This window comes from Xenorhabdus sp. XBWT (assembly GCF_059072735.1).
In genome coordinates this window covers 4208543-4230781 of the sequence record NZ_CM180990.1, presented here as the reverse complement: position 1 = coordinate 4230781, position 22239 = coordinate 4208543, and the positions used below count along the sequence as shown (strand labels likewise).

Annotated in this window: 27 protein-coding genes and 2 pseudogenes; 16 read left to right on the top strand and 13 right to left on the bottom strand. The window is 43.0% G+C overall.

All coding sequences use genetic code 11. The features are described 5' to 3' along the window. Positions 1–217: 217 nt before the first annotated feature. Genes waaA through coaD form a run of 3 tightly spaced genes read left to right on the top strand, consistent with a single transcriptional unit; the run spans position 218 to position 2749 of the window. Positions 218–1495 carry a lipid IV(A) 3-deoxy-D-manno-octulosonic acid transferase gene (gene waaA / locus AC5JQI_RS18685; protein WP_493913223.1) on the top strand — a complete coding sequence of 426 codons (1278 nt, stop codon included), beginning with the start codon at positions 218–220 and terminating at the stop codon, positions 1493–1495. Further along, positions 1495–2301, top strand: coding sequence for a glycosyltransferase family 2 protein (locus tag AC5JQI_RS18680; RefSeq protein ID WP_493913222.1), 807 nt, complete (start codon positions 1495–1497; stop codon positions 2299–2301). The genes waaA and AC5JQI_RS18680 overlap by 1 nt, the downstream gene beginning before the upstream one ends. Then, the gene (gene coaD / locus AC5JQI_RS18675) at positions 2267–2749 is read left to right on the top strand and encodes a pantetheine-phosphate adenylyltransferase (RefSeq protein ID WP_493913221.1); all 483 of its coding nucleotides are present in this window, start codon (positions 2267–2269) and stop codon (positions 2747–2749) included. Before AC5JQI_RS18680 ends, coaD begins: the two co-directional genes overlap by 35 nt. Before the next feature lie 43 nt (positions 2750–2792). On the opposite strand, the gene mutM is transcribed toward coaD, so the two are convergent. From mutM to radC, 8 genes are all read right to left on the bottom strand, one after another. Then, the gene (mutM, locus tag AC5JQI_RS18670; RefSeq protein WP_237387070.1) at positions 2793–3602 is read right to left on the bottom strand and encodes a bifunctional DNA-formamidopyrimidine glycosylase/DNA-(apurinic or apyrimidinic site) lyase; all 810 of its coding nucleotides are present in this window, start codon (positions 3600–3602) and stop codon (positions 2793–2795) included. Positions 3603–3709: 107 nt separating this feature from the next. Next, positions 3710–4888, bottom strand: coding sequence for a glycosyltransferase (locus tag AC5JQI_RS18665; RefSeq protein WP_493913220.1), 1179 nt, complete (start codon positions 4886–4888; stop codon positions 3710–3712). Next, positions 4888–5991, bottom strand: coding sequence for a glycosyltransferase family 4 protein (locus AC5JQI_RS18660; RefSeq protein WP_493913219.1), 1104 nt, complete (start codon positions 5989–5991; stop codon positions 4888–4890). The genes AC5JQI_RS18665 and AC5JQI_RS18660 overlap by 1 nt, the downstream gene beginning before the upstream one ends. A gap of 1 nt (position 5992) precedes the next feature. Beyond that, a complete protein-coding gene (locus AC5JQI_RS18655) occupies positions 5993–6997 on the bottom strand; it encodes a glycosyltransferase family 9 protein (RefSeq protein WP_493914731.1) in 1005 nt (334 codons plus the stop codon). 197 nt (positions 6998–7194) lie between these two features. Then, positions 7195–8313, bottom strand: a complete 1119-nt coding sequence (locus AC5JQI_RS18650; protein ID WP_493913218.1) for a glycosyltransferase family 4 protein — start codon at positions 8311–8313, stop codon at positions 7195–7197. A 146-nt stretch (positions 8314–8459) separates the two neighbouring features. Then, positions 8460–8627 (bottom strand): 50S ribosomal protein L33, encoded by a 168-nt coding sequence (gene rpmG / locus AC5JQI_RS18645; RefSeq protein ID WP_010847629.1) that lies wholly within the window; start codon positions 8625–8627, stop codon positions 8460–8462. 11 nt (positions 8628–8638) lie between these two features. Then, complete coding sequence (gene rpmB / locus AC5JQI_RS18640; RefSeq protein WP_092512040.1) at positions 8639–8875, bottom strand: 50S ribosomal protein L28; 237 nt, start codon at positions 8873–8875, stop codon at positions 8639–8641. 246 nt (positions 8876–9121) lie between these two features. Beyond that, positions 9122–9814 carry a RadC family protein gene (radC, locus tag AC5JQI_RS18635; protein ID WP_237387074.1) on the bottom strand — a complete coding sequence of 231 codons (693 nt, stop codon included), beginning with the start codon at positions 9812–9814 and terminating at the stop codon, positions 9122–9124. A 342-nt stretch (positions 9815–10156) separates the two neighbouring features. On the opposite strand from radC, the gene coaBC reads away from it, so the two are divergent. From coaBC to slmA, 3 genes are all read left to right on the top strand, one after another. Next, positions 10157–11401 (top strand): bifunctional phosphopantothenoylcysteine decarboxylase/phosphopantothenate--cysteine ligase CoaBC, encoded by a 1245-nt coding sequence (gene coaBC / locus AC5JQI_RS18630; RefSeq protein ID WP_493913217.1) that lies wholly within the window; start codon positions 10157–10159, stop codon positions 11399–11401. Then, on the top strand, positions 11379–11837 hold the full coding sequence (gene dut, locus AC5JQI_RS18625; protein WP_493913216.1) for a dUTP diphosphatase: 459 nt from the start codon (positions 11379–11381) through the stop codon (positions 11835–11837). Before coaBC ends, dut begins: the two co-directional genes overlap by 23 nt. A gap of 145 nt (positions 11838–11982) precedes the next feature. Then, a complete protein-coding gene (gene slmA / locus AC5JQI_RS18620; protein ID WP_323853710.1) occupies positions 11983–12582 on the top strand; it encodes a nucleoid occlusion factor SlmA in 600 nt (199 codons plus the stop codon). 254 nt (positions 12583–12836) lie between these two features. On the opposite strand, the gene pyrE is transcribed toward slmA, so the two are convergent. Both pyrE and rph read right to left on the bottom strand, forming a co-directional pair. Further along, entirely contained in the window at positions 12837–13478 is a 642-nt protein-coding gene (pyrE, locus tag AC5JQI_RS18615; protein WP_237387078.1) for an orotate phosphoribosyltransferase, read from the bottom strand. A 76-nt stretch (positions 13479–13554) separates the two neighbouring features. Further along, a complete protein-coding gene (gene rph, locus AC5JQI_RS18610) occupies positions 13555–14298 on the bottom strand; it encodes a ribonuclease PH (RefSeq protein WP_493913215.1) in 744 nt (247 codons plus the stop codon). Positions 14299–14423: 125 nt separating this feature from the next. Between rph and AC5JQI_RS18605 the strand changes: the two genes are divergently transcribed. The 9 genes and pseudogenes from AC5JQI_RS18605 to AC5JQI_RS18565 all read left to right on the top strand — a co-directional run bounded on the left by AC5JQI_RS18605 (position 14424) and on the right by AC5JQI_RS18565 (position 18753). Beyond that, on the top strand, positions 14424–15287 hold the full coding sequence (locus tag AC5JQI_RS18605; RefSeq protein WP_493913214.1) for a YicC/YloC family endoribonuclease: 864 nt from the start codon (positions 14424–14426) through the stop codon (positions 15285–15287). Between the two features lie 190 nt (positions 15288–15477). Beyond that, positions 15478–16097: pseudogene (locus tag AC5JQI_RS18600) on the top strand (Arm DNA-binding domain-containing protein); the annotation flags it as partial. 90 nt (positions 16098–16187) lie between these two features. Next, positions 16188–16483, top strand: a pseudogene (locus AC5JQI_RS18595) (ash family protein); the annotation flags it as partial. A gap of 24 nt (positions 16484–16507) precedes the next feature. Next, positions 16508–16699 carry a host cell division inhibitor Icd-like protein gene (locus tag AC5JQI_RS18590; RefSeq protein ID WP_493914730.1) on the top strand — a complete coding sequence of 64 codons (192 nt, stop codon included), beginning with the start codon at positions 16508–16510 and terminating at the stop codon, positions 16697–16699. Positions 16700–16701: 2 nt separating this feature from the next. Next, entirely contained in the window at positions 16702–16920 is a 219-nt protein-coding gene (locus AC5JQI_RS18585; protein WP_493913213.1) for a hypothetical protein, read from the top strand. After that, positions 16920–17105, top strand: a complete 186-nt coding sequence (locus tag AC5JQI_RS18580; RefSeq protein ID WP_493913212.1) for a hypothetical protein — start codon at positions 16920–16922, stop codon at positions 17103–17105. Before AC5JQI_RS18585 ends, AC5JQI_RS18580 begins: the two co-directional genes overlap by 1 nt. Next, complete coding sequence (locus tag AC5JQI_RS18575; RefSeq protein ID WP_493913211.1) at positions 17077–17679, top strand: primase-helicase zinc-binding domain-containing protein; 603 nt, start codon at positions 17077–17079, stop codon at positions 17677–17679. The genes AC5JQI_RS18580 and AC5JQI_RS18575 overlap by 29 nt, the downstream gene beginning before the upstream one ends. A gap of 457 nt (positions 17680–18136) precedes the next feature. After that, positions 18137–18358: a type II toxin-antitoxin system Phd/YefM family antitoxin gene (locus tag AC5JQI_RS18570; protein ID WP_010847654.1), complete on the top strand. Its 222-nt coding sequence runs from the start codon at positions 18137–18139 to the stop codon at positions 18356–18358. After that, positions 18355–18753, top strand: a complete 399-nt coding sequence (locus AC5JQI_RS18565) for a type II toxin-antitoxin system death-on-curing family toxin (RefSeq protein WP_010847655.1) — start codon at positions 18355–18357, stop codon at positions 18751–18753. The genes AC5JQI_RS18570 and AC5JQI_RS18565 overlap by 4 nt, the downstream gene beginning before the upstream one ends. Positions 18754–19042: 289 nt before the next feature. Here the strand turns inward: AC5JQI_RS18565 and tpiA are convergent, their stop codons facing one another. Together tpiA and AC5JQI_RS18555 are read right to left on the bottom strand one after the other, a co-directional pair. Then, a complete protein-coding gene (tpiA, locus tag AC5JQI_RS18560) occupies positions 19043–19810 on the bottom strand; it encodes a triose-phosphate isomerase (RefSeq protein WP_493913210.1) in 768 nt (255 codons plus the stop codon). An 88-nt stretch (positions 19811–19898) separates the two neighbouring features. Further along, entirely contained in the window at positions 19899–20507 is a 609-nt protein-coding gene (locus tag AC5JQI_RS18555; protein WP_493913209.1) for a DUF1454 family protein, read from the bottom strand. Between the two features lie 70 nt (positions 20508–20577). Between AC5JQI_RS18555 and AC5JQI_RS18550 the strand changes: the two genes are divergently transcribed. Continuing rightward, positions 20578–21024: a DUF805 domain-containing protein gene (locus AC5JQI_RS18550; protein ID WP_237386921.1), complete on the top strand. Its 447-nt coding sequence runs from the start codon at positions 20578–20580 to the stop codon at positions 21022–21024. Positions 21025–21062: 38 nt separating this feature from the next. Here AC5JQI_RS18550 and fpr read toward each other — a convergent pair whose 3' ends face one another. Further along, positions 21063–21809 (bottom strand): ferredoxin--NADP(+) reductase, encoded by a 747-nt coding sequence (fpr, locus tag AC5JQI_RS18545; protein WP_275384470.1) that lies wholly within the window; start codon positions 21807–21809, stop codon positions 21063–21065. Positions 21810–22239 lie beyond the last annotated feature (430 nt).

The following is a 22239-nucleotide window of genomic DNA, read 5'->3' as shown; positions in this document are numbered from 1 at the left end:
TTCCAATATTCGCGATTGAGGCAGAAATCTTGTTTCATTATATTCTAAAAGTAGTCGCTTTCTCCTTCTATCTTTAGATATCAGGTATATTTAACTGATAAATAAGATAATCTCCTTATCCTTTTAGGGAAAACCGCGCAACATATCCGCATTTTACACACTTTCCTCAAGCCAATGTGATATTATAGCCACAGTCTATGTCAGTGAATTTGATAGAATGTTGCTTCGCTTATATCAGGTACTTCTCTACCTTATCCAACCAATTATCTGGTTACGTCTGCTGCTGCGCAGTCGTAAATCACCCGCGTACCGCAAACGCTGGGGGGAACGTTATGGCTTCTGCGCCAAAAAAGTTACCCCTGGTGGAATTTTACTTCATTCCGTTTCTGTTGGTGAGACATTGGCTGCCATCCCATTAGTACGGATCTTGCGGCATCATTATCCTTTTTTGCCCATTACCATAACTACCATGACACCGACTGGCTCCGAAAGAGTTTTGTCTGCTCTGGGGACGGATGTTAACCACGTATATCTTCCCTATGATCTACCGGGTTCAATGAACCGCTTTATTGATCACGTTAATCCAAAATTGGTGATCATTATGGAAACCGAGTTGTGGCCAAATCTGATAACCCAGCTACACCAACGTGGAATCCCTCTGGTCATCGCCAACGCAAGGTTATCAGCCCGTTCTGCGGTGGGATATCAGAAAATTAGTAACTTTATTAAAACCATTTTAAATAAGATCACATTGATTGCTGCACAAAATCAGGAAGATGGTGAACGTTTTATCGAACTGGGGTTAAGACGTTCTCAGCTCTCTGTCACGGGTAGCCTTAAATTCGATATTTCTGTTACACCAGAGTTAGCGGCAAAAGCGATTACTTTACGTCGCCAATGGGCTCCCCATCGTCCTGTGTGGATTGCAACCAGTACGCATGATGGTGAAGAAAGTATTCTTCTGGAAGCACATTGCAAGCTGTTGAAACAATTTCCTAATCTCTTATTAATTCTGGTTCCCCGTCATCCAGAGCGTTTTAACAAGGCAGCAGAATTAACCCAAAAAGCGGGGCTGAGTGCGATATTACGCAGTGCAGGTACGATCCCTGAGGCTGATGTACAGGTTGTTATTGGGGATACCATGGGTGAATTGATGCTCCTCTACGGTATTGCTGATTTGGCTTTTGTCGGAGGTAGCCTGATAGAGCGCGGTGGACATAATCCATTGGAAGCGGCGGCGCATGCTATTCCGGTTATTATGGGTCCGCATACATTTAATTTTAAAGATATCTGTGCCAAGTTAGAGAAAGCGGATGGGCTGATTACTGTCACGGATAGCCAATCATTAAGCTTAGCCATCAGTAGCCTGTTGACAGACGAAGACTATCGCCGTTATTACGGTCACCATGCCGCAGAAGTTCTGCACGAAAATCAAGGTGCGCTTCAGCGCTTGCTAAAATTATTGGAGCCTTATCTTCCCCCAAGGAGCCATTAATGAGTGACAAAAAACGTCTGTCTGTTGTCATGATTGCCAAAAATGCTGCTGATGTGATTACTGATTGCTTACTTTCTGTAAGTTGGGCAGATGAGATCATCGTTTTGGATTCCGGAAGTACGGATGCAACTTGCCAAATAGCCAACGAGATGGGTGCAAAGGTCTACACAAATACTCAGTGGCCCGGCTTTGGCCGCCAGCGGCAGCTCGCGCAATCCTATGCCAGCGGTGATTATATTTTCATGATCGATGCTGACGAACGAGTGACTCCAGAACTAAAAGCATCTATTGAACAAGTTATAATCAACCCTGATGACAGTAAAGTCTATAGCTGCTCACGTCTCAATCTGTTTATGGGACGGTTCATGCAACACAGTGGCTGGTATCCTGATAAAGTCATTCGCCTCTATTGCCGCGACCTTTACCAATACAACGATAATCAGGTTCATGAATCCCTTGACACTCAAGGTGCTTCTATCGTGGCACTCAAGGGCGATTTACGCCATTTGACCTGCCGCAATCTGATGGAGTTTCAGCAAAAGCAATTGAATTATGCAAGAGATTGGGCAAAGCATCGGCACGAGCAAGGTAAAAAAGTGTCTTACTCCTCTGTTTTAACGCATACGCTAGGTGCATTTTTCAAAACTTGGCTATTGAGGGCGGGTTTTCTTGATGGTAAGCAAGGATTGGTGTTGGCTGTTGTAAATGCTCAGTACACATTTAATAAATATGCTGCACTTTGGGAACTGTCTCAAAAAAAGAGTAATTACGATGAAAAGAAAAGCGATTTACCCCGGCACCTTTGACCCTGTTACTAACGGTCATCTTGATATCGTTACTCGTGCCGCAAATATGTTTGACCATGTTCTGCTGGCTATCGCCAACAGTGACAGAAAAAATCCCATGTTCAGTTTGGAAGAACGTGTCACGTTGGCGAAAGAGGTGACAGCCCATTTGGAAAATGTTGAGGTGGTCGGGTTTAGTGAATTGATGGTTAATTTTGCGAAAAAACAGCAAGCTACCATCTTAATTCGCGGTGTGCGTTCTGTTGCTGATTTTGAATATGAATATCAGCTTGCCAATATGAACCGACATTTTATGCCGGAACTGGAAAGTGTTTTTTTGTTGCCTTCGCAAAATATGTCCTTTGTTTCATCATCTTTAATCAAAGATGTTGCGCGGCATGATGGGGATATTTCATCTTTTCTGCCTGAGTCAGTTGCACGGGCAATGCTACAGAAATTAGATAAGTAAATTATCACTCAGAGGGGGGCAATGAACTTCGCCCCCAATGTGTTTAATGCTGACACACACGGCAAAAAAACGTACTGCGTTGCCCTAATTTGATACATTCTATTTTTCCTCCACATCGTGGGCAAAGTTCACCTTTCTTGCCGTAGACAAACAACTCTTGGGCAAAATACCCCGGTTTACCATCAGATTGCAGAAAATCTTTCAGCGTTGTCCCGCCTTGTTGAATTGATCGATGCAAAATCTGTTTGATGATATCGACCAATGAATAAGCTTCTTGCTGTGTCAGTGAATTCACGGGGCGTTCCGGCAAGATATGTGCAACAAATAAGGCTTCGTTGGCATAGATATTTCCAACACCAACAACGACTTTATTATCCATTAACCAAGGTTTAATCGCGGTCTTCTTGTTGCGGGAAAGGGAATAAAGATACTCACCATTAAACAGGTCAGAAAGAGGTTCTGGGCCTAAATGAGACAATACGCTACATTCATCAAGATTATTGCTCCACAACCATGCGCCAAAACGCCGGGGATCGGTATACCTTAGAATTTTCCCATCGGCCATAATCAAATCAACATGGTCATGTTTTTCCGGAGGGAGTTCATCCAATAGAATACGTAAACTACCAGACATGCCCAGATGAACAATAATCCAGCCTTCAGGCAGTTCAATCAGCAAATATTTTGCCCGGCGCTGGACACTAAGGATCGGTCTATCTGAAAGTTTCATGATTTGTTCGGAAACAGGCCAGCGTAAACGCGAATTTCTGACCTTAGCATATTGGATTATATTACCAACTAAGTGAGGCTCAATTCCCCTGCGGCTGGTTTCCACTTCTGGTAACTCCGGCATACTGACTCCTTGAATAAGTTATCTGCAACATGATGTCTAAGCAGATAAAGATACCGTTTTCATGTATCATTTGCAGCTAAATTTGGTTGGAATGACTGGCTTAATATTCATTGAGATAATTTTTCTGCTATCACGTTCGTAATCAATTTTGCACGCTGATCCCAGTTAAAACGTTCCGCAACCAATCTCTGTGAATAATTTACTTTTGCCATCGTTTCATCTGGATGGTTTATCAGCCATTGGATCTGTTCGGCAAAACTTTCTGCATTTTCACTATCGGCAAAATTTACTGCATTTTCATCAACAGCATCACGGATGGAAGGGAAATCAGAAATAACCACAGGTTTACCCATAGCCATATATTCAAAAAGTTTTAGGGGAGAGGTATAACGACTGCCGATACTGGTTTTTGTCAGCGGCAGAACACAAATATCGTTATCAGCAATAACCTGAAAGCGATTTTTAGGTTGAACAAAACCCAGAAAATTGACTTTATCATCTACGCCAATCTGCTCAGCTGTCTGCCTCAATCGTGTAATTTGTTCAGGCGTACCGCCAGCAATATTCAACACTGCGTTATCAAGGAAAGACATGGCCTTCATAACAGTCGGCACGCCTTTCCAACGATGCAAGCTCCCTAAATAAAGCACTTGGGTTGGGGAAATGTTTTGGTATTCTCTGCCAGAAAGCGTCAATCTTGTAGATTCTGCTGCGAACATATCAACGCCATCAGGAGCGACTACAATTGGTGTTTTAACACCATATTCTTTATAAATATCTTCACGTAACAGCGAGGTCAGAGCGAAGACAACCTGAGAGCCATCATAAACTTGTTTTTCAGTTTCCCTCAGTTTCTGATATTTACGTTGATTTTTTCGCCTGACCAAATTATGGGATTCTTTAAATGACTGAGAAAATACTTCATGGCTTTCAAAGAAATGAGGAATTTCAGGGTGCTTACACAATAGATAGTTCGCCATTTTTATATTGCGAGTAAAAATAGCATCAACCTGATGTTCTTTAAGCCAACGAGAGACCTGAAAATAAAACAATTTTTGAGTATTGAGTGGAAAATACCATTTTCTGCGGATATTGTGTAAAGCAATTAACTCTACAGAAGGCGGAAGTGCTCTGCCAATAATTTCTTGAACTTGGCTTTGGCCTTTTGGGGTAATCAGACAAACGTGATGTCCTTGACGAGCAAAAGCATCAACATTTTGCAGAATCTGCAATGAAGCAACTCGATAATCAGGCACAGGGTAAGGGTCAATATAGGCGATTTTCATTATTTTTTTATGGCATTCAATAAGCGATTCGCAGAGTGTTCCCAAGTATACATAGCCTCAATCCTCTGACGGGCGTATCTACCCATACTTTTCCCTCTATCTTCTAAAGATAAAAGATGATTGACCGCATCAGCAATCGCTTTAGCATCACCGGGAGTTACCAAAATACCTGCTTGGTTCTCGTTTCCAACTACCTCTGGTATACCGCCTATATAACTGGCAATCACGGGGCGTCCACACGCCATCGCTTCAGCAATAGTAATACCAAATGCTTCATCACCAATGCTAGGGAAAATACCGGCATCACCCGCAGAGTAAAATTCAGGTAATTGATCATGACTGACAGGAGAATGAAAAATAACTGATTTTTCCAATTGTAATGCTGAAACCCGCTTTTCCAGCTGTTTTAGCTCTTCACCTGCTCCAATAATCAGTAACTTTACATCCTTATCCTTCAATAACACCATCGCATCAATGGCTACTTTCATGCCTTTCCAGCCCACCAATCTGCCGGCAAACGTTAACAAAAAGGTGTCTTCATTGATGCCTAATTGAGTTCGGATACCAGAATCAGTAGGCTTGAATTTATCGGTATCCACGCCATTATAGATAACGTTCGGAAATTGCTTAAAGTGATGCTGGATCTGCCAAGCATTGAAATGACTGCATGCAACCCAAGTGGATATTTTTCTACCTAATATACGGTCACCTTTAAAAAAGCTGGTTCCACCACTCATATAGCAAAACTTGGTATGGGACGTTTCAGGTATCATCCTGGGCCAGAAGAAATCAAAGGGTTTTGTTAAGATCACCCAGTCAAAATTTTCGGCAATAACCGCCTCACGAGCATGACGGGCAAAAGAGTAGCGTTCAACAATGCGTTGAAAACGACGCCCAATATTGGGAACTCGCTCTCTAGGAATAAACGGAAAAGTATGAATGTAGATATTTCGCCCATCTGATGCGGGCCGAATATTACCTGTTCCACCGAAAATATGGATTTCATGCCCCGCATCGGTTAATGCCTTGGCCAACTCCCAAACTGCGGTTTGAATGCCGCCATAAGACACGGTAACGGTAACATCGATAAATCCTATTTTCATTTTATTCATTATCCTTGCGTTCATTTTCCAGTAAGTTCTGTACAGAATGCCAGACTTTATCCACCGATATTACTGACATCGTATCTTGGCGAGTGGCTTGCCTATAGTCTACCGGATGTTCAATTACCGCCAGTTTTGGGTGTTGCTGAGGAGCGAGAAAACGGCCTGGATGAAAACTGTGATATAGTGCAACCATAGGAATCCCCAGAGCACCTGCTAGATGGGTTGTTCCCGTATCCACACCAACGTATAAATTAAGCTGGCTCATGATTGCTGCGTTTTGTCGCATTGTTGTTTTACCCGCCAGTGATGTACACCTGTTTGCCCCCAGTTTTTCAGCCAGCATTTGTGCGCTTGCTTCACCATCTTTACTGCCCAATAAAAAAATATGTGCATGCGGATAATCACGATAAATCCGTTGGGCTAATTCGTGAAAATGTTCTACAGGCCAGTCACGGTAAGCTTTGGCGGGAAAACTCTGTAACTGAAAACCAATTTTTAATTGTTGCTCTAATTCCTGCTGCCGCAGAAAATTTCTGGCATATTCTTCTTCACATTGGCTTACGCAATATTGTAACCGCCAATCATTCACTTCAAGACCAAGAGCATTAATCAACATGGCCCTTTCCTGCTGGGCAGGCATGAGTTCCCGTGGCTTTTCTACAGTATATTCGTTTAATTTTTTCTCAGAAATATCCGAGAAATAAACGGTTAAATTTGATTTACGTTTAGCATATCGTAACAGGGATTTATCGTGTCCATATACTAATGCTAAGTCATAATATCGACGGGAAAACCACCCATACCATTTGGCTCTTCCTTTTGAGAAAGTCGATAAATTATTAATTAAATCAATGCAATCAAGGATTTCTCTTGTTTTTTTATGTGCAAAGACATCAATGTTTGCTTCTGGCCATTTTGTTTTCAATGCACGAATGACTGGCGTAACCAGCAAAGTATCGCCAAAACGGGCTATATTTATGATTAAAATATTTTTAGGTTGCATCATAATAATGAATGTTGAATCATCAATTCTATAACAGGCCTTGAAGCACGATCACTATATAGTAAAGCTATTAAATGTTCTATTAGCCGATAGATAGTTCTTATACCTAATATAAATAATATGATTATATTTCAATTGAATGGTTAGTGATTGATGCCATTCACTTCAGTAATGATTTATACCATATAGGAAAAGTATTATCGCTTGTTGTTTATACTGCGATAAAAAATAGACTCCATCTTTTCTAGCATATTATCCATCCCAAATAAGTGGGTAGCCCGCTGCAATGAAGCGTTTCCCATCCGTAAACGTAACTCAGCATCGTTCATCAGAAAATCTAATTTTTCTATTAGCTGTTCTACGTTTCTGGGTTCAATAATATACCCAGTATCCCCATCAATAACAGCTTCGGTAATCGCGCCCACTGATGTGGATACTACAGGTAATCCACATGCCATCGCCTGCATGATACCTTGAGGCACACCTTCATTGCCAAACGAAGGGAGAGCAAAGATATCCATCGCATTTAAGCAATCAGGAACATCCTGACGGTTACCAAGAAAAGTTACGCTTTCTGTTAATCCTTCCTGCTGAACATGTGGTTCTAGATTCTTTCTCTGGGGACCATCTCCCACAAATAATAATTGCCACTCGGGATAGCGTTGGTGAAGAATTTTCCAGCTATCAAGCAAGTAACGATGTCCTTTCCAGGTCCTCATTGTGGCAACAATACCAAGTGTTGGCTTGTTTGGAATACCAATGCGTTGACGGCTCTGTTGCTTGTTTTCTGGATGAAAGCGTGTCAAATCGATCCCTGTTGGCACAGAGGTCATATGGGAAAGTGGATATGTATTATGTATATGCAGATATTGGCGCAGTTTTTCCCCGGTTGTCACTATATGCTGGCAGGCGTTTAGATACAGCCAACGGGTTGCAATGGATTTTGAAACGTGAGTAGAGACATGACGGGTACGGACTATCGGTAGCATACCTTTTAGTGTTGCACATGCCGCAGCTACCAACCAAGAATCCGTGGAACTATGAGTATTGATGACATCAAATTGACGGCCTTCGGCTTTTAGCCAACGGCGAATTGCCCGCAGGCAAGAAAGCCGTTTTTTTTCAATCGGGAGTGCAACGACAGGCACGCCATAATGGTGGGCTTCGCGGTAAAGTGTTGAGGTTGGGCAGCAAACGATAACCACATTGTGGCCACGTTGCATCATGCCCTGAGATTCAGTCAGGATACGGATCTCCTGTCCGCCCCAGCCACACGATGATTCTGTGTGTAAGATATTCAAAGTCTTTTTAGCCATTTTAGAGTCACGCCTGACGGTCAATAAAAACGCGTTAGTATAACTGAACAGAGTATGACGTTCATGCATAACCTAATGTAAATCAGGCAAAGCAACAGGCATAAAAAAACCCAGCATAAAGCTGGGTTTTTTCTAATCCACTAAAATTATTTAATTTTAGCTTCTTTGTACATTACATGCTGGCGAACAACTGGATCAAATTTTTTCATTTCCAGTTTTTCAGGCATGGTGCGCTTGTTCTTCGTAGTGGTATAGAAGTGACCTGTACCAGCAGAAGAAACTAGCTTGATTTTATCGCGAATACCTTTAGCCATTTTTCAGCTCCTTAGTACTTCTCACCACGGGCACGCAGTTCAGAAAGAACTGTATCGATACCCTTTTTGTCAATCACACGCATACCTTTAGCAGATACACGCAGAGTTACAAAACGTTTCTCAGACTCAACCCAGAAACGATGAGAGTGCAGGTTAGGCAGAAAACGACGCTTAGTCGCATTTAATGCGTGGGAGCGGTTGTTACCACTCACCGGGCGCTTGCCAGTAACTTGGCAGACTCGGGACATGTCTATTCTCCAAAAATCAAATCAGCTCGAGCTTTGTATTGGGTGTGGCCGCCTCGTCAGGCTTAGGAGCCCATCTCAGCAAATTTTCTTTACTGAAAAGAATCACATATTCCCAGTAAAAAACTTACTGAGATAGGCTCTTCTCGCCAAGCCCAAGATCCTCAAAGGTGGCGTAGTATACGCCCTCATTCGCTGATGCTCAAGTCCCGAACAGCTAAGATATGACCGGATCGTGAAAAAACCGTATTAAATCCAGCCTCTTTCCATAAATGAAACACAATATTGCTTGCCAATAACGATATGATCCAAAACTTTAACGCCAATCAAGTCACAGGCTTCAATAATTTTTTCTGTTACCAATTTGTCTGCCAGACTGGGTTCTGGATTACCGGAAGGGTGATTGTGGGCAAGAATAATTGATGCTGCATTGACTTTAACCGCTTGTTTCACAATTTCACGTGGGTGCACTTCAACTTTGTTTATTGTTCCTTTAAACATTTCATCATGGCAGATGACTTTATTTTGGTTAGTCAAAAATAGTACCACAAAGACTTCCCTATCCTGCCAAGATAACAGATCCTGCAAATAACTCTGAGTCATTGTAGGGCTGCTCATAATATCTTCATGGATAAACTGACTGGAGAAAAAACGTTTTGCCAGTTCGGATACTGCCTGTAATTGGACATATTTACACAGCCCCATTCCCTTATGTGAACAAAAATCGGCATAATCAGCAGACAACAGATGATAAAGTGAGCCAAATGATTTCAGCAGATATTCCGCCATTTGTACTACAGGAACACCTCTGGTACCTGTACGCAAAAATATTGCCAACAGTTCGGCATCCGTTAGAGAAACTGCGCCATAAGCCAGCAATTTTTCCCGGGGAGCAAGGTTTGAATGCAATTCATCGTTTTTTTCCATTACCGTGATATCCATAACACTTCTCCCCTCAATATCCTTCGCCCTTTAACTATCATCTATGGGGAATCATTCCTGACTCTCCATCCATAACGATAGAATCCATCACCCTGATATTCGCTTACCCAATATTCCATGATGAAAAAAACATCGCCAGCTTCATTTGCATAGTCTGCGCAACGCTTCGCAAATTTGCCATTTTGGAGTAACGATATTCACTGAATTTCAAGTTACGGCAGGTGATAACAGAATTCCCACTATATGGATAGCTGAGGAGCCGGGAAGAAGAGAGGGTTCTGAACTCAATATTTTCTTATGGTAGAATCTTAGAGAATTGTAACTTACATCTGGACAATCAAAATGACAGGATTTTCCGGCCAACAACTTTCTAGTAATCAGCTTTCTGGTAAAAAAATCGTACTCGGAATCAGCGGAGGGATTGCGGCTTACAAAACAGCCGAGCTGGTACGTCGTTTACGTGATCGCGGTGCTCAGGTTCGCGTCGTTATGACTCCCGCAGCAAAAGCTTTTATTACCCCACTTACCTTACAGGCTGTATCGGGCTACCCTATTTCCGATGATCTTCTGGATCCCGCTGCCGAAGCAGCTATGGGGCACATTGAATTGGCAAAGTGGGCAGATTTAATTATTCTCGCCCCGGCTACAGCAGACCTGCTGGCACGTTTAGCGACGGGTATGGCGAATGATTTAGTGACTACGATTTGCTTGGCTTCCGCAGCCCCTATTGCTGTTGCTCCCGCAATGAATCAACAGATGTATCGTGCTCAGGCGACCCAGCATAACCTGAAAGTTCTTGAAGAGCGCAACGTGCTGATTTGGGGACCGGATGAAGGGAGTCAGGCATGTGGTGATGTCGGGCCAGGCAGAATGTTGGAGCCTATGGCGATTGTCGAATTGGTAACGCAACATTTAAACACTAAGCAAGATTTTGTTGGTCTGAGTATGACAATTACCGCAGGCCCAACCCGTGAAGCCTTAGACCCTGTCCGTTTCATCAGCAACCATAGCTCCGGTAAAATGGGCTTCTCTATCGCACGAGCAGCCGCAGAGCGTGGGGCTGAAGTAACATTGATTACAGGTTCCGTTAATTTATCGACACCACAAGGCGTTAAGCGTATTGACGTAACGAGTGCGTTGGAGATGCATGAACAGGTTCAGGCAATAGCAGACTCACAGAATATTTTTATCGGCTGTGCAGCTGTATCAGATTATCGTTCTAAACAAATTGCGGCTGAAAAAATTAAAAAGCAGGGTGATGAAATCACCTTTACCCTGATAAAAAATCCTGACATTGTAGCGAGCGTTGCAGCACTGGAAGAAAATCGGCCATTTGTCGTTGGATTTGCAGCCGAAACCCAGAATGTGGAAGAATACGCCCGCGGAAAACTCAAGCAGAAGCATTTAGACTTGATTTGCGCGAACGATGTATCCCTGTCCGGACACGGTTTTAACAGTGATACCAACGCATTACATCTATTCTGGCATGATGGAAGTGTTAATTTACCTCACAGTGGTAAATTACAACTCAGCCACCGCTTATTAGACGAGATACTCAAACTCTATGATGAAAAAAATCGACGTTAAAATCCTTGATCCCCGCATTGGGCAAGAATTTCCTTTACCGACTTATGCTACACCTGGTTCTGCGGGTTTAGATTTACGTGCTTGTCTGGATAATACTGTGGAACTGGCTCCCGGCCAGACTGAACTTCTGCCGATCGGAATTGCTATCCATATCGCAGATGAACAACTGGCAGCCGTTATTCTTCCCCGCTCTGGTTTGGGTCACAAACATGGTATAGTTTTGGGAAATCTGGTGGGGCTTATTGATTCTGATTATCAGGGGCAATTGATGGTTTCAGTCTGGAACCGTGGTAATAAAACATTCACCATCGAGCCAGGTGAGCGTATTGCCCAAATGGTTTTTGTGCCCGTTGTACAGGCTGAATTTAATTTGGTTGAAGACTTCGAAACCAGCAAACGTGGTAGTGGTGGTTTTGGTCACTCCGGTCGTCAATAACTTTCCATAAAGCCTGATACCGTCAACCGATTTTTATATCTTTTGCCTACAATGTTATTGCTGAGAAAAACTATTTTCGGCAAAAACTATTGTAGGCAAAAATAGCAGGATTTGTTTTGCTGTTTTAGCAGGGGTCTTATCAGACATGGCAGAAAAAGAACGTATAAAAAAGAAAAATAGACGTGAGGAAATCTTGCAGGTACTGGCACATATGCTTGAATCCAGTGATGGAAGCCAGCGCATTACCACTGCAAAACTCGCTGCAAACGTTGGCGTTTCTGAGGCAGCACTTTACCGTCATTTTCCAAGCAAAACCCGGATGTTTGATAGCCTGATCGAGTTTATTGAAGACTCCTTAATTTCACGTATCAACCTGATCCTGCAAGATGAAAAAGATACCATTGTTCGCATTAGGTTAATATTTGTCCTGATTTTGGGGTTTGCGGAGAAAAACCCTGGATTAACCCGCATCATGACCGGTCATGCCCTGATGTTTGAACAAGACAGATTACAAAATCGTATCAACCAGTTATTTGAGCGGATTGAAGTACAACTTCGCCAAATTTTGAAAGAGAAAAAAATACGTGATGGGCAGGGATTCAATTATGACGAAACCGTGCTTGCATCACAGTTACTGGCATTTTGTGAAGGGATGCTTTCCCGCTTTGTTCGCTCAGAGTTTCGCTATCGCCCAACAAAAGAGTTTGAAGTACGTTGGCCATTGATTTTGACCCAACTACAATAATTTATTACGGAACTGTAATTCATTGTCACTCATGTGGTGAATGATAACGTACGTTTTTTTATTAAGCTGTGTTAACATATACCGACTCGTTGAGTTCACTACAAAGTAGCTCAATAATGGCATCATTATTGCAATCCTTACCATATTAATATGTTGGATGTTGTTGCTGGTTGCCATTTCTACTACTCACCCCGCCCACTCCTTGGGCGAGGGATTTTTTTCATTCAGCCTTAGCGTTCAGCTTTTGATGGTTATCAGATGCCGTATTCTTTACGATAGGCTTCCACCGCTTCCAGATAGGATTGCATCTCTGGATTTTCGCGTAAATAAATCACTAAATCGTTCAGTGTAATGATGGAGTAGACTTGGCACTGGTAGTCACGTTCAACTTCCTGAATGGCTGAAAGTGTCTCCCGTCCGCGCTCCTGACGATCCAGACACAAAATGACACCAGACAGGGTTGCACCGTGCTGCTTAATAATTTCCATTGACTCACGAATCGCTGTACCTGCCGTAATGACATCATCCACAACCACAACATTACCTTGCAGTGGGCTACCAACCAGTGATCCGCCTTCGCCGTGATCTTTGGCTTCCTTACGGTTAAAACAATAAGGCATATCGATATCATAATGTTCTGCCATCGCCACTGCGGTGGTCGTTGCAATCGGGATACCTTTATAAGCTGGCCCAAACAACAAATCACACTTAATTTTGCTGTCCAGCAGCGCAGCCGCGTAGAAACGCCCAATCAATGCCAAGTCACGTCCGGTATTAAACAGACCCGCATTGAAAAAATAGGGGCTTTTGCGACCAGATTTCAGCGTAAATTCGCCAAATTTCAGCACCTGTTTTTTCAGTGCCAGATCAATAAATTCGCGCTGATAGGCTTTCATTGGAGTTTCTCCTTTTCAATCTTTTTACTATATTGCAGGCATAAAAAAGGCGACTCTTCAGCCGCCTCATAATTCATTATTTTGATGGATCTTGTTTTAACGCATCTCGCTGCGCTTCGAAAATAGTTTCCAGCCCCTCTTTTGCCAGAGAGAGCAGGGAAAGTAATTCGTCATGACTGAATGGCTCGCCTTCTGCTGTGCCTTGCACTTCAATCATCCTTCCATCATCCATCATAACGATATTCATGTCAGTTTCAGCCGCAGAGTCTTCGACATACTCCAGATCGCAGAGGCCTTCTCCCTCAACGATACCAACAGATACTGCCGCGACCATTGATTTCAGTGGGCTAGCTTTCAGTTTACCATCAGAAACCAGTTTATTTAGAGCATCAACCAGTGCGACGCAAGCACCAGAAATAGCAGCGGTACGGGTACCACCATCAGCCTGAATCACATCACAATCCAGAGTAATGGTAAATTCCCCCAGTTTTTTCAAATCCACGGCAGCACGCAGTGAACGTGCAATCAGGCGCTGAATTTCCATTGTGCGCCCAGTTTGCTTGCCTCTGGCCGCTTCGCGCGCATTACGACTATTAGTTGCCCGTGGCAACATGCCATATTCAGCAGTGATCCAGCCCTGTCCCTGACCTTTCAGGAAACGTGGAACTCCTTCTTCAACGGAGGCATTACATAACACTTTAGTATCCCCAAATTCCACCAAAACCGAACCTTCTGCATGTTTGGTGTAATGACGGGTCATTTTAATAGGACGCACCTGTCCTGCTGTTCTTCCCGCTGGACGATTCCCTACTAAGCTCATCGTGTGATCTCCGCTGTTAAAACATTATTGGGGGCGCATTATACGGCCTAAAGCGGTGAATGCCTATCCTGCATCTACATGGGGCGTTATAATCCATCCATCATTTTATAAATTGGGAACGAATTATGATCCGTAGTATGACTGCTTTTGCACGGCGAGATATCAAGGGAGATTGGGGAAATGCAGCGTGGGAACTGCGTTCTGTCAATCAGCGTTACTTGGAAACCTATATTCGCCTGCCAGAGCAATTCAGAAGTCTTGAGCCTGTGATCCGTGAGCGCATTCGTTCCCGCCTGACTCGCGGAAAAGTGGAGTGTAACCTGCGTTTTGAGCTGGATATCCGCGCTCAAGGTTCCTTGATGCTGAATGAAAAGTTGGCAAAACAACTGGTTGAAGCAGCAAGCTGGGTGAAACAGCAAAGTGGTGAAGGTGAGATTAATCCGTTAGATATCCTGCGTTGGCCGGGTGTGATGTCTGCCGAAGAGCAAGATTTAGATGCTATCAGTACACAACTGCTGGTTGAATTGGATTTGGCATTGGATGCCTTTATCCAAAGCCGTGAAACCGAAGGGCAAGCGTTGAAATCACTTATCGAACAGCGTTTGGATGCGGTAACAATTGAAGCGACTAAAGTCCGTGAGCAAATGCCGGCAATCCTGCAATGGCAGCGTGAACGTTTGCAGACCAAACTGGAAGAAGCACAAATTCAGTTGGAAAATAACCGTCTTGAACAAGAGCTGCTCTTAATGGCTCAACGCATTGATGTGGCTGAAGAACTGGATCGTCTGGACGCACACGTCAAAGAAACACGTAATATCCTGAAGAAAAAAGAAGCCGTTGGCCGCCGACTGGATTTTATGATGCAGGAATTTAATCGTGAATCGAATACTTTGGCGTCAAAATCAATTAATTCCGATGTAACGAATTCTGCAATTGAATTGAAGGTGCTTATTGAACAGATGCGTGAGCAGATTCAAAATATTGAATAAAATTTCATAACATAGCAGAACATATCACAAAGCCAGTATACACCTTGTTGTATCTGGCTTTTTTACTATCAGAGCATTGCAGAACGAATCACAGTAGCGCATGATTATTGTGTACCACTAGGGTGTACCACCTGCGATAACAAAACACATTTAGTGGTACACAGCTATTTTTTACACTGGAGATTGCACAATGCCTAAACTCACTGATAAAGAGATCAGAGCGTGGATAAAGTCAGGCGAAAGGTTCGAAGGGAAAGCGGACGGCAACGGACTATATCTATGCTATCGAAAAACCTTTAAACACCCTATATGGCGCTTTAGGTATAAGTTCGTAGGTACTCCCAGAGTGATAACTTTAGGCTCATACATTGATTTATCACTATCAAAAGCAAGAGAACTCACCAGAGAGCTATCAGCCCGTGTTGCTTTAGGTTATGACGTTGCTGGAGAAAAACAGGAACGCAAAGCCGAAGCACTGGCAAAAATTGAAGCCGACAAGAACGCAGTAAAAGTCTCAGATCTGGCGGCTGAATACTTTGAGCGTCAGATACTCCCTCGCTGGAAACACCCCGATATACTCCGCAGACGAATAGACAAAGATATTAACCCTCGCATTGGTCATATGAAGCTATCTTTTATTTAGGTGGTCTTGCTGTTACGGATAGCCCTGCTAGTGTTGGAACAGATAGATTAAAATTCAGTATTAACCGTTCTCACTTTTCCCGAAAGAAAAGTAAGTTTTCGATTAGTTCACCAGTAGTATTTAATTTTTCGGATGGACTTAAAAATACGAAAAATCGTTGGTTTACAGCAATCTCCGCAGGTTAACGCTTTTGCCCAGTTTAGGCTGGGCTATTTTCCCTATTCCTATCAACTTCGCAGTTTAAGCCGATTTTAATCATGAAAATAAAAAGGTTGCATCCGTCTAAACGGTTGGGCTATCTTGGAAAGACGTTAGCAAAATCTAACGTCAGGCGTGGAAACCTGAGAATAGTAAAGGCGACAGTAGACGCCACATGCGTCTTTTTTGTGTCGTAAATAATGCCTATCTAATGGCGGCTTACGCCTATCTGAATTCAATGGTGGCGTTGTCGGAGCACCCGAAAGGGTGGCTGGTTCCCTTTACTACCAGTATTTCCACCTCTGATAACGTCACCGCCCCTATTGAGCGTGGAAACTCTGGCGGTGATCCCTTTGATAAAGTAAAGGAGATCATCTTTATGATGGCTATCCCTACCAAAACTCAATTTAAATTTATATTCCTGTGCGTAAAACGTTCTGATATTACCGCTACACCATGCCGTATTGAGGCTACCGCACCAGATGAACACAACGCAAAAATGCTGCTCATTCATGATTTTGTTCTCTTGTTTGCAGGTCGCTTACCTGTGCAACCAAAGAGAGAGGGTTGATCATGAAAAATACAACCCATAAAAATGCCGTCATTTCTGCTACAGCCGAAAAGCATCTATTAAGAGTGGCGCAGATGACTGCATTCCTCGCCGAATTATTAAATAACAGCGCAGGACGTCATATTTCAAGCGAAGGTATGGCAGTCGTCATGGAATGTTTATCGGAACAAGTTGAACTCATTATTGATGAAAGCAGCTTAATGAATAAGGATATTAAATAATGAATAATCAAAACTATCCAGATGCTTCAACGATACCGACAAGCATACCTTCCGTGACGGATATCGTTAAGGCTGCTAACGGGCGTTGGTTTTATATTTTAAACAATTTAGGGGTATCTGTACCCGAAAATCACAAGCATGGTGCTTGCCCTAAATGTGGCGGGCAAAGATCGCTTTCGATTTGATGATAAAAACGGTAAAGGAACGTGGTTTTGTAATCACTGTGGCAGCGGTGACGGACTCGATTTAATTAAACTAGTGACAGGCCAAGACATAAAAACGGCCTGTTCTGAAATCAACAAAATATTACTTTTGCCTGAATTCAAAAAAATAACGCCAACCAGAATAAAAAAGGCTAGCGCACAAAAAGGTATCGAGTTATTTGAAAAACTAAAAGCCTTATGTTTTTCAGGGGAAAGCCAATATCTCTCAAATAAAGGCTTAACCAATCATCAATATTTAATTACACAGCAACAATATACGCAAAGTGAGATTATTTTTCCAATTGGCTCACTTTTATTACCGTTAGTTGATAACCAAATTTCAATTAAAGGCGGGCAATTAATCAGCCCGAAAGGGGAAAAGAGCCTGCTATCCGGTTCTGCGCTTTCAGGTTCGTTTATTGTCGTCGCTGATAAGACGGATAAAAACATTGAACAGGTGGTGATTACAGAAGGTTTTGCCACAGGGTTACCCCGTATAAAGACTGGCTTTCTAGTTTTTATGTTGGGTTTCCTCCCAAGTAAAAATCTCACGTAAAATAGGAAAATCATTTTATTTCAATGCCATAAAATCAAATCACCAGAATGCGACGGAATAGGAAACTGAAATTTACTGAAATTCTTTTCACTCATTTCAGTTTGAGATTTTTCTCACACAGCCAGTATTGGCACGGTCTGGCGATTTGGTTTGTAGAATTTTAAAACTGAAAAAACTTTTTGATCCAAAACGTGCAGGCGGGTGCGGTGTAGTGCATTTTACGTCGGGTTTACGTTTATTTCGTGGGGATTCCGTGGCGTAGGCGTGATGTGGTGACGTGAACCAAATGAATCCATCTAGACCGCCAAATTTTATCTGCGTAGCTTAGCGTGCGATTGGTTGCGTTATATGAAGATGTAAAAAAATCACCGTTAAAGGTGAGCCGTGCCGAGATCTGCGTTGTTGAATAATCACCCAAGAAATGTACAATTAATATGTACAGATTTGGAGGAATATTATGCGTACATACACCTCAACTCAAGCCCGTGCCAACATCGCGGAAGTGTTGGACACAGCGGCTCACGGTGAACCTGTTGAAATCACTCGTCGAGACGGTAGTTCAGCGGTCGTTATCAGTAGAGCTGAATTCGATAATTGGCAAAACGCTAAGCTGGATGCAGAGTTCGATTCGATTATGCAACGTCATGGGCATACGATAGAGGCGCTGACAAATCGATGATATGGGTCAGCGCACAGGAAGTTATCGCTTTTCATGACCGAATATTACAACGGCTTCCCGGCGTTGCCGGAATGCCCGATTCTGGTAGAGCTGAAGCGCTCATCTATCGGGTACAAAACCGTACACACTATGAAGGCATAACAGATATTTTTGAACTTGCTGCTACCTATTGGGCTGCTATCGCTCGTGGTCATATTTTCAATGATGGTAATAAGCGCACAGCGTTTTTCGTTACCATGACTTTTCTCTATCGTAACGGTATCAAGATCCGTGATAACGACAATACATTGGAAAACTTAACAGTAGATGCCGCTACGGGCGAGAAAACCGTTGACCAGTTGGCGCAGCACCTGCGCGAATTGGTGGACTATACTAACCCGAGCTGTAATCCATGATAACAGCACGCTTTTTTGAGGATGTTAAGGAACACCTCGATTTAGCGTGTACCCAAGGCTGTACCCCTAGAAAATAGTGAATAGCACGAACCCAGTAATGACAAGTCTTCATGCCATCTACTCAATGAACAGATTCAATCACAAAGCCAGTATATACTTGTTATAGCTGGCTTTTTTACTATCAGAGCATTGCAGAGCGAATCACAGTAGCGCATGATTAGCGTGTAGATGCCCTTCGATTATTTCAACGCCTTTGTACTTACAAAGGTCTCGTATTGGCGAGAAACAATTAGGCTTTTTTCGCTTCTGCTGCGGCTTTCACGATTACGGCGAAAGCATCCGTTTTCAATGATGCGCCACCGACCAGCGCGCCGTCGATATCCGGCTGAGAGAACAATTCTGCGGCATTGCTGGCGTTGACAGAGCCACCGTATTGAATGATGACTTGTTCAGCGATAGCTGTATCTTGCTTCGCAATGTGGTCACGAATGAATTTATGAACAGTCTGTGCCTGAGCAGGAGTCGCAGATTTGCCAGTGCCGATTGCCCAGACCGGTTCGTAGGCAATAACGGTATCTTTGAATGCTTCTGCGCCCAGAGTATTCAGGACAGCATCAATTTGACGCGCACAAACGGCTTCGGTCAGACCGTCTTCATTTTCCTGTTCGGTTTCGCCTATGCACAGAACTGGGATCAGGCCTTGTTCTTTAAGGATCGCGAATTTTTTTGCAATGAACTCATCACTTTCTTTGTGATAAGTACGGCGCTCAGAGTGACCGATAATGATATATTGCGCGCCAACGTCTTTCAGCATTTCTGCGGAAGTTTCGCCAGTGAATGCGCCAGAAAGGTTAACGTCAACATCTTGTGCACCGAGGACGATGCGGCTGCCTGCCAGCGCATTCTTTGCCAGGGAAACATAAACTGTTGGTGGTGCAATAGCGACGCCACAGCCGTCAACGTTGCTCAGTTCTTTACGCAGACCTGCAATCAGGTCGTTAACCATGTGGGTACTGCCATTTAATTTCCAGTTACCCATAACTAATGGATGTCGCATATTTTTCCCTCCAACCAGAAAATAATCAAATTGCGAAATGGATGAACAGTATAAAGATCATCAACGCGAATAGCTCTGCGCTGTGTCACTAATTTTCATTTGTAGAAGTGTCAGATAGCGATAGCTTAATCGGTTCAATTGCGAAGGTCATTATATTTTCGCTGCTGTTTACGATGACATAGCGTATAGCTCCCATTTTCTGACTGAAGGCTGGATGTTTCTCCGCAGCCTGCAAAAGTTTTTCCAATTGGCCTTTAGCCTGGTCAGGGGAGAATGTCGGTTCAAACTCGTTGATAAGAGCGGTCATATACTGTTTTGCCAGTATAAAGTTTTGCTCATTTTTGGGTTCATTTGGTGATGATAGTAGCGTAATTTGCAGGCTTTTGATCTTTTCGCTACCTCGTTCCAGTATTGCCGAAGAATATATTTTGTCATTGATTCTGCTGGCGGCACGGATAAAAGGCTGGGAAATATCCTTGCTTGCAACGACTTTATATTCGTACAGGTGGATTTTAGGGTTTTTCTTGTTATATTTTTCGCGGAAAACAGGGATGGTATCTTCGAAAGTCGGAGAGCCGGGTAGTAGATACATCAACGATGAGTTTGTTTCTGGTGTGATAGAAAGCTCACCCGCCACGGCTGATAATGGTAAACCGATACCAAAAGCGATTAATATTGCCACCAGAAGTTTATTCATGCCTGTTTTCATTTTGCTACTCACTGAGTTAAATACTGGAAAAACAGCATCCACAATTGGAAAAGAATACATGACATTACAACAATGGGGATTCTCATTCAAAGGTCGAATTGGGCGACGGGAGTTTTGGATTGGTATCGGTATCTGTTTCGCTTTGATTTTTATACTTCTGACACTGCATGGAATGCATGTGCTCTCCATGAATTATGCGACGATTAGTGTTGTCTTGCTGTTGTATCCGACTGCGGCGATTTTCTCGAAGCGCTTGCATGACAGGGATAAACACGGCGGCTGGATATTGTTGTTCGCACTGGCTTGGATATTGTTGTCTCTTGATTGGAGCGCAATGGCACCGATATGGCAATGGGGAATTGGTCGTTTTGTTCCAACGCTGATTTTCGTTATGATAATGCTTGATTGTGGTGTCTTCCGCGGAACTGAGGGCGCTAATCGTTTCGGTGAGATGGCAGAAACAGTTGATCATATTTCTGCCAATGAGCCGACTCAAAAAAACTGATCAGTTAATTTCGGGTGCTTTAGTTATCAATATGGTGATTACCAGTATTGCTCGCTAGTGATATGCCCGGGTCTACGGCGCAAATGTTTTGTCATATTACGCTGTTCCTTCAATAATTGTTGGGTATCCCTGACCATTTGGGGATTCCCGCACAGCATGACATGGCTGTTTTCTGCTTGCATTGGCAATCCAACTGCCGTTTCTAGTTCGTTATTCTCAATTAATGCTGGAATTCTGCCCATCAGTGAATCCGGTCGGTTTTCTCGACTGACGATGGTCTGTATTCTTAATTTGCCCTGAAATGCTGCTTCTAATTCTTGCATCATCGGTAAATAACTCAGATCTTTTCCCCATCTGGCAGCATGAACCAATACGATATTTTCAAATCGCTCCAGACCATTTTCTTGTTGGAGGATGGAAAGATAAGGCCCAATGGCAGTGCCGGTTGAAAGCATCCAAAGTGTCTGGCAATCAGGAATTTCATCAAGAACGAAAAAGCCAGCGGCTTGTTCCGTGACCAGCAGTTCATCACCGGTTTTTAATGTCGCCAATCGGGGGCTGAGTTTTCCTTCGGGAACAGTAACTAAATAAAATTCCAAATTGTTATCATTGGGCGAATTGACGTAAGAGTATGCACGCTGAATCCGCTCTCCTTCAATTTCTAATGCAAGTTTCGCAAATTGTCCGGCGGTAAATTTTTCAATCGGTGCATGAATCTTGAGACTGAAGAGTGAATCTGTCCAATTGGTTATGTCGGTAACTTTTCCTGTAACCCAATTTGCCATTACGATTAACCTCTCTACACAATGGATGAGAATAAATATGATGCGGATTGATACTGTGTGAACTGGTGATTTTTTTGCATTGATTCTACGTGATTGCCTGAAATAGCATTATCGATTATGTGTTACAGTTCGATTAACTGGTTTCTGCCAATTTATTGGGTTGATATGTACGCTTTTATTGACATAGCTGGGTAATTAAACTGTTATTTTTTATTCAGTTAAAATTGTATACCACGAAGAAAGAATATAGATTTGCTTATTCCATCATTTCTAATGAAATTAGTACGTCATGATAACCTCTTGTATGCAGCATCAGGAACATACGCTGTCGTGAAAGTAGGATCAAGCGCTACATCAGGTAAAAAGGGTATCTCCGGGAAAAATCGCAGATATAAAGAAGCTCTGGCATTGTAGTATTGCCATGCCAGAG